Origin of the sequence: Halomonas shengliensis (genome assembly GCF_900104135.1) — a bacterium.
GTDB classification, from domain to species: Bacteria; Pseudomonadota; Gammaproteobacteria; order Pseudomonadales; family Halomonadaceae; genus Halomonas; species Halomonas shengliensis.
Genome location: NZ_FNIV01000007.1, coordinates 164,311 through 171,145 on the forward strand (window position 1 = coordinate 164,311; position 6,835 = coordinate 171,145).

The 6,835-nt window shown below is 68.8% G+C and carries 4 protein-coding genes and 1 rRNA gene; 4 read left to right on the forward strand and 1 reads right to left on the reverse strand.

The window, feature by feature from the left end; translation table 11 throughout:
* Positions 1-119: 119 nt before the first annotated feature.
* The 4 genes from BLP95_RS11905 to BLP95_RS11920 all read left to right on the forward strand — a co-directional run bounded on the left by BLP95_RS11905 (position 120) and on the right by BLP95_RS11920 (position 6,600).
* Positions 120-1,640: a leucyl aminopeptidase gene (locus BLP95_RS11905; RefSeq protein WP_089679693.1), complete on the forward strand. Its 1,521-nt coding sequence runs from the start codon at positions 120-122 to the stop codon at positions 1,638-1,640.
* A gap of 296 nt (positions 1,641-1,936) precedes the next feature.
* Entirely contained in the window at positions 1,937-3,037 is a 1,101-nt protein-coding gene (locus BLP95_RS11910) for a branched-chain amino acid aminotransferase (protein ID WP_089679695.1), read from the forward strand.
* Between the two features lie 166 nt (positions 3,038-3,203).
* Positions 3,204-3,650, forward strand: a complete 447-nt coding sequence (locus tag BLP95_RS11915) for a DNA polymerase III subunit chi (RefSeq protein ID WP_089679697.1) — start codon at positions 3,204-3,206, stop codon at positions 3,648-3,650.
* Between the two features lie 103 nt (positions 3,651-3,753).
* Entirely contained in the window at positions 3,754-6,600 is a 2,847-nt protein-coding gene (locus BLP95_RS11920; protein ID WP_089679700.1) for a valine--tRNA ligase, read from the forward strand.
* A gap of 147 nt (positions 6,601-6,747) precedes the next feature.
* On the opposite strand, the gene rrf is transcribed toward BLP95_RS11920, so the two are convergent.
* A 5S ribosomal RNA gene (rrf, locus tag BLP95_RS11925) occupies positions 6,748-6,835 on the reverse strand; the annotation flags it as partial.

The window sequence follows — 6,835 nt, forward strand, 5'->3', positions numbered from 1 at the left end:
TGGGGCCATGCCTTGGGTACACTGGAGCGACACGGCGACGTGCCGGCATTATCCAGAATCCCCCTGCGCTTGTAACCCCAATCCCCCGAACCCCCAACCGCTTGTCTTGTGGAGACGCCATGGAATTCCCTGTCAGGACGGGTAACCCCGCCAAGGTCGAGAGCGCCTGTCTCGTCATCCCGGTGTTCAAGGAGGGCGACCTGCTGCCCACCGCCTCGCGCCTCGACGATGCCAGCGAGCGGCTGGTGGGCCAGCTTCTCGACCGCGGCGACTTCGACGCCAGGCTGGGGAACGTGCAGCTGATCCCCTTCGCCCCGGGACTCTCCAGCGAGCGCCTGCTGCTGGTGGGCCTGGGCAAGCGCGACAAGTGCCAGGAGGCCGCCTTCCGCAAGGCCCTGGACGCCGCCTTCACCGCCCTGGTCGGGCTGCCGGTGGACGAGGTCGCGGTGGCCTTCACCGAGGTGCCGGTGGCCGAGCGCGACGCCGCCTGGAAGGCGCGCATGGTGGCCGAGGCCAGCCATCGGGCGAGCTACCGCTTCGACGCGTTCAAGTCCGAGAAGGCGCCGGCGCAGCGCCTCGCGCGGATCGAGCTGCTGGTGGGCGACGACGCCGAGGCCGACGCCGCGCGTGAGGGGGCGCGCATCGGCGACGCCGTGGGTCAGGGCATCAATCGTGCCCGCACCCTGGGCAACCTGCCGGGCAACGTCTGCACGCCGCGCTACCTGGCGGAGCAGGCCGAGGCGCTGGGCCAGGCCTCCGGCGGGGCGCTGGCGGTGGAGGTCCTTGACGAAGAGGCCCTGGAGGCGCTGGGCGCCCACAGCCTGCTCGCGGTGGGCCGCGGCAGTGCCGAGCCCTCGCGGCTGATCGTCATGACCTACCGGGGTGCCGAGGAGCCCGATGAGGCGCCTCACGTGCTGGTCGGCAAGGGCATCACCTTCGACACCGGCGGCATCTCGCTCAAGCCCGGCGAGGCCATGGACGAGATGAAGTTCGACATGTGCGGCGCCGCCAGCGTGTTCGGCACCGTCGCCGCGGTGCTCGCCATCAGGCCGAGGGTCAACCTGGTGGCTATCATCGCCGCCGCCGAAAACATGCCCGACGGCCGCGCCACCAAGCCCGGCGACATCATCAGGACGCTCAAGGGGCTCTCGGTGGAGGTGCTCAACACCGACGCCGAGGGTCGCCTGGTGCTGTGCGACGCCCTCACCTACGCCGAGCGCTTCGAGCCTGCCAGCGTGGTGGACATCGCCACCCTCACCGGCGCCTGCATCATCGCCCTGGGCCACCACGCCACCGGGCTGCTCGCCAACGACGACGACCTCGCCCTGGACCTGCTGGAGGCCGGCGAGGCGGCCTGGGACCGCGCCTGGCACCTGCCGCTGTGGGACGAGTACCAGCAGCAGCTCGACTCCAACTTCGCCGACCTGGCCAACATCGGCGGCAAGCCGGCGGGCACCATCACCGCCGCCTGCTTCCTCTCGCGCTTCGCCGACACCTTCCCCTGGGCCCACCTGGACATCGCCGGTACCGCCTGGAGCTCCGGCAAGGAGAAGGGGGCCAGCGGGCGGCCGGTGGGGCTGCTGACCCAGTACCTGCTCGACCGCGAGGCCGATGCCGTGGTGGAGACCGAGGCGGAATAGCGGGCATACCGCAACCACCTGCCACAAGGGGCGCCGGGGGCAGGCCGAAGAGGAGGTCTTTTGCCAGGGAAGGCAAAAGTAGCTCCCAGGGAGGGGTTCACAGCGCCTCCTCGCAGGTCTGCCGCCGGAACAGCCCCGAGGCAATCCTGAACTCGGTCATGCTGCAGGACTTGCGTTTTTTCGGCCCCGCCTTTCTCATGGTATCGACGACAATTCCACGACCCGGGCCCCGCTGGCCCGAGTTTCCTTTACCTCCCCGGGGCATGCCGCCCCGGGCGTAGCGGAGACCCCTTGCCGTGCCCACAGAGCGCTTCGAACTGCTTCCCAACGCCGCACCCACGGCCGACGCCGTCCGCGAGGAGATCCTCGCCAACCCCGGTTTCGGCCAGTACTTCACCGACCACATGGCCCATGTGCGCTGGACCCTGGACGCCGGCTGGCACGGCCGCGAGGTGCGTCCCTACGGGCCCCTGACCCTGGACCCCGCCGCCGCCGTACTGCACTACGCCCAGGAGATCTTCGAGGGCATCAAGGCCTACCGGCATGCCGACGGCTCCATCTGGACCTTCCGCCCCGAGAAGAACGCCGAGCGCTTCCGGCGCAGCGCCCGCCGCCTGGCCCTGCCGGAGCTCACCGACGAGGACTTCATCGGCTCGCTCAAGGCGCTGCTGGCCCAGGACCACGCCTGGGTACCCACGCCCCGCAGCGAGGCCGACGAGTGCAGCCTCTACCTGCGCCCCTTCATGATCGCCAGCGAGAAGTTCCTCGGCGTGCGCCCGGCCCAAGAGGTCGACTACTACGTGATCGCCTCGCCGGCGGCGGCCTACTTCAAGGGCGGCGTCGAGCCGGTCTCGATCTGGCTCTCGGAACACTACAAGCGTGCCGCCCCCGGCGGCACCGGCTTCGCCAAGTGCGGCGGCAACTACGCCGCCTCCCTGGCCGCCCAGAAGGAAGCCAGCGCCCAGGGCTGCGGCCAGGTGGCCTTCCTCGACGCCGCCGAGAACAAGTGGATCGAGGAGCTCGGCGGCATGAACCTGTTCTTCGTGTTCAAGGACGGGCGCATCGCCACCCCGCGCCTCACCGACACCATCCTCGAGGGGGTGACCCGCGACTCGGTGCTGACCCTGGCCCGGGACGAGGGGCTGACCCCCGAGGAGCGCCCGATCAGCATCGACGAGTGGCGCGAGGGGGCCGCCAGCGGCGAGATCACCGAGGTCTTCGCCTGCGGCACCGCCGCGGTGATCACCCCGGTGGGCGAGCTGGTCACCGAGCAGGAGCGCATCCGCCTGCTGGGCGATAACGGCAACCCCATCGCCAAGCGCCTGCGCGCCAAGCTGCTCGACCTGCAGTACGGCCGCGTCGAGGACACCCACGGCTGGCTGACGCGGCTGGTGTAAGCCACCGACAGGCGGCACCTTCACCTGCTGATGGAGCGCCGGGGACGGGACGTCGGGGAGGTCCTATGCCAGGGATGGCATCGGTAGCGCCCAGGGAGGGGGTCACAGCGCCTCCCCAGAGTTCCGTCGCCGGGACAGCTCCAGCAGCACTGCCCGGCGAATGCCAATGACCCAGATCGACTTCTACGTCCTTCCCGACAGCACCCTGGAGGCGCGCCTCGACTTCGCCTGCCGGCTGGCCGAGACCATCCAGCGCAAGGGCTACCGGCTGCACCTCCACGCCGAGGATGCGGCCATGGCCCGGGAGCTCGACGAGGCGCTGTGGACCTTCCGTGACGACGCCTACGTGCCTCACGCCCTGGCCGACGATCCCCTGGCCGGCGAGGTGACGGTCACCATCGGCTGGGATGACCCGCCGCCCCCCGAGCGCCCGGTGCAGGCGCTGCTCAACCTCTCCCCCGAGATCCCCGAGTGGTTCTCGCGCTTCGAGCGGGTCGCCGAGATCATCAACCAGCACCAGGAGGTGCTGGTGGCCAAGCGGCGCTGCTGGCAGACCTACAAGCAGCGTGGCTACCCCATCAAGGCCCACCAGCTGCGCGGCCAGGCCGGCTGACGGCGCCACCCCCGCCGCGCTATAATCGGGCCCATTTTCCATCGCCCTCTCCTGCCGTCCGGCCACCTGGCCGGCGGTGATCATTTCTGGACCCGGAACGCCCATGGACAAGACCTACCAACCCGAGCAGATCGAATCCCGCTGGTACGAGCGCTGGGAGGCCGATGGCCGCTTCGCCCCCTCCGGGCAGGGCGACCCCTACGCCATCATGATCCCGCCGCCCAACGTCACCGGCAGCCTGCACATGGGCCACGCCTTCCAGGACACCATCATGGACACCCTGATCCGCTGGCGGCGGATGCAGGGGCGCAACACCCTGTGGCAGGTGGGCACCGACCACGCCGGCATCGCCACCCAGATGCTGGTGGAGCGCAAGGTCGCCGCCGAGGAGGGCAAGAGCCGCCACGACCTGGGGCGCGAGGCCTTCATCGACAAGGTGTGGGAGTGGAAACAGGAGTCCGGCGGCCATATCACCCGCCAGCTGCGCCGCATGGGGGCCAGCGTCGACTGGTCCCGCGAGCGCTTCACCATGGACGACGGCTTCTACAAGGCGGTGCAGGAGGTCTTCGTGCGCCTCTTCGAGGAGGACCTGATCTACCGCGGCAAGCGGCTGGTCAACTGGGACCCCACCCTGCACACCGCCATCTCCGACCTCGAGGTCGAGAACCGCGACCAGCAGGGCCAGTTCTGGCACTTCCGCTACCCGCTGGCCGATGGCGTCACCACCGACGCAGGCCTCGACCACCTGGTGGTCGCCACCACCCGCCCCGAGACCCTGCTGGGCGACACCGGCGTGGCGGTGAATCCCGAGGATCCCCGCTACGCCTCGCTGGTGGGCAAGTTCGTCGAGCTGCCCCTGGTGGGGCGTCGCATCCCTATCGTGGCCGACGAGCACGCCGACATGGAGAAGGGGTCGGGCTGCGTGAAGATCACCCCGGCCCACGACTTCAACGACTACGAGGTGGGGCGCCGCCAGGGACTGCCGCTGGTCAACGTCTTCACCAAGGATGCCGCCATCCTGCCGCGGGCCGAGGCCTTCGACATCCAGGGCCGGCCGCTGCCCGACATCGACACCAGTCTGCCCGAGGCCTACGCCGGCCTGGGTCGTTTCGAGGCCCGCGAGCGCATCGTCGCCGACATGGACGCCGCCGGGCTGCTCGAGCAGATCGAGACGGTCAGCAACACCCTGCCCTATGGCGACCGCTCCGGCGACGTCATCGAGCCGCTGCTCACTGACCAGTGGTTCGTGGCCGTGGAGGAGCTGGCCAGGCCCGCCATCGCGGCGGTGGAGAACGGCGACATCCAGTTCGTGCCGAAGAACTACGAGAACATGTACTTCGCCTGGATGCGCGACCTCCAGGACTGGTGCATCTCCCGCCAGCTGTGGTGGGGCCACCGCATCCCCGCCTGGTACGACGCCGAGGGCAACGTCTATGTGGCCAGGAGCGAGCAGGAGGCCCGCGACAAGCACGGGCTGCCCGCCGACCTCGCGCTGACCCAGGACGAGGACGTGCTCGACACCTGGTTCAGTTCGGGGCTGTGGACCTTCGGCACCCTGGGCTGGCCGGAGAACACCGAGGAGCTCAACACCTTCCACCCCTCCAGCGTGCTGGTCACCGGCTTCGACATCATCTTCTTCTGGGTCGCGCGGATGATCATGCTGACCCTGAAGTTCACCGGCGAGGTGCCCTTCAGGCAGGTCTACGTGCACGGTCTGGTGCGCGATGGCCAGGGGCAGAAGATGTCCAAGTCCAAGGGTAACGTGCTCGACCCCATCGACCTGATCGACGGGATCGACCTCGATGCCCTCGTCGAGAAGCGCACCGGCAACATGATGCAGCCGCAGAAGGCCAAGGCGATCGCCAAGGCCACCCGCGGCGAGTTCCCGGAGGGGATCGAACCCCACGGTACGGACGCCCTGCGCTTCACCTTCCTCTCCCAGGCCACCACCGGGCGCGACATCAAGTTCGATATGGGCCGGTTGGATGGCTACCGCAACTTCTGCAACAAGCTGTGGAACGCCTCGCGCTATGTGCTGATGAATGCCGAGGGAGAGGATTGCGGGCTCGAGGGCGGCGAGGTGGAGCTGACCCTGGCCGACCGCTGGATCCTATCGCGCCTGCAGCAGACCGCCGCCCAGGTGACCCGGGCGATGGAGGAGTTCCGCTTCGACCACGCCTCCCAGGCGCTCTACGAGTTCGTCTGGAACGAGTACTGCGACTGGTACCTGGAGCTCTCCAAGCCGGTGCTGTGGGACGACAACGCCAGCGCGGAGGCCAAGCGCGGCACCCGCCGCACCCTGGTGCGGGTGCTCGAGGCGATCCTGCGCCTGGCCCACCCGATGATGCCCTACATCAGCGAGGAGATCTGGCAGCGGGTCGCGCCGCTGGCCGGCACCTTCCAGGGCGAGGGCGACTCCCTGATGGTCCAGGCCTGGCCCCAGGCCGACGAATCGCTGATCGACGAAGCCGCCACCCGGGACATCGAGTGGCTCAAGGGGGTGATCGTGGCGGTGCGCAACATCCGCGCCGAGATGAACATCGCCCCGGGCAAGCCGCTGGACGTGCTGCTCACCAAGGGCGGTCCCGCCGATCGTGAGCGCCTGGCCGCCAACCGCCTCTTCCTGGCCAAGCTGGCCAAACTGGCGAGCGTCGAGTGGCTCGACGATCCCGACCAGGCCCCGCTCTCGGCCACCCAGCTGGTGGGCGAGATGGAGGTACTGGTACCCATGGCCGACCTGATCGACAAGGAGGCGGAGCTCAAGCGCCTCGACAAGGAGATCGACAAGCAGGACAAGCTGATCGGCGGCATCGAGAAGAAGCTCTCCAACGAGGGCTTCGTGGCCAAGGCGCCCGCCGCGGTGGTGGAGAAGGAGCGCGGCAAGCTGGCCGACTTCCAGGCCTCGCGTCGCCTGCTGGCGGAGCAGCGCGACAAGATCGCCGCTCTCTAGACCGGCCTTGAGCGCTACACGGGCCCGGCCACCTCATGTGGCCGGGCTTTTTCGTGTCCTTGATAACGGCGGCGCCCATTGCGTTACGGCCCCCAGACGCAAAAAGCCCCGACCATCACACGATGATCGGGGCTTTTCTGAATAAGTGCCTGACGATGACCTACTCTCACATGGGGAAACCCCACACTACCATCGGCGCTGAGCGGTTTCACTGCTGAGTTCGGCATGGGATCAG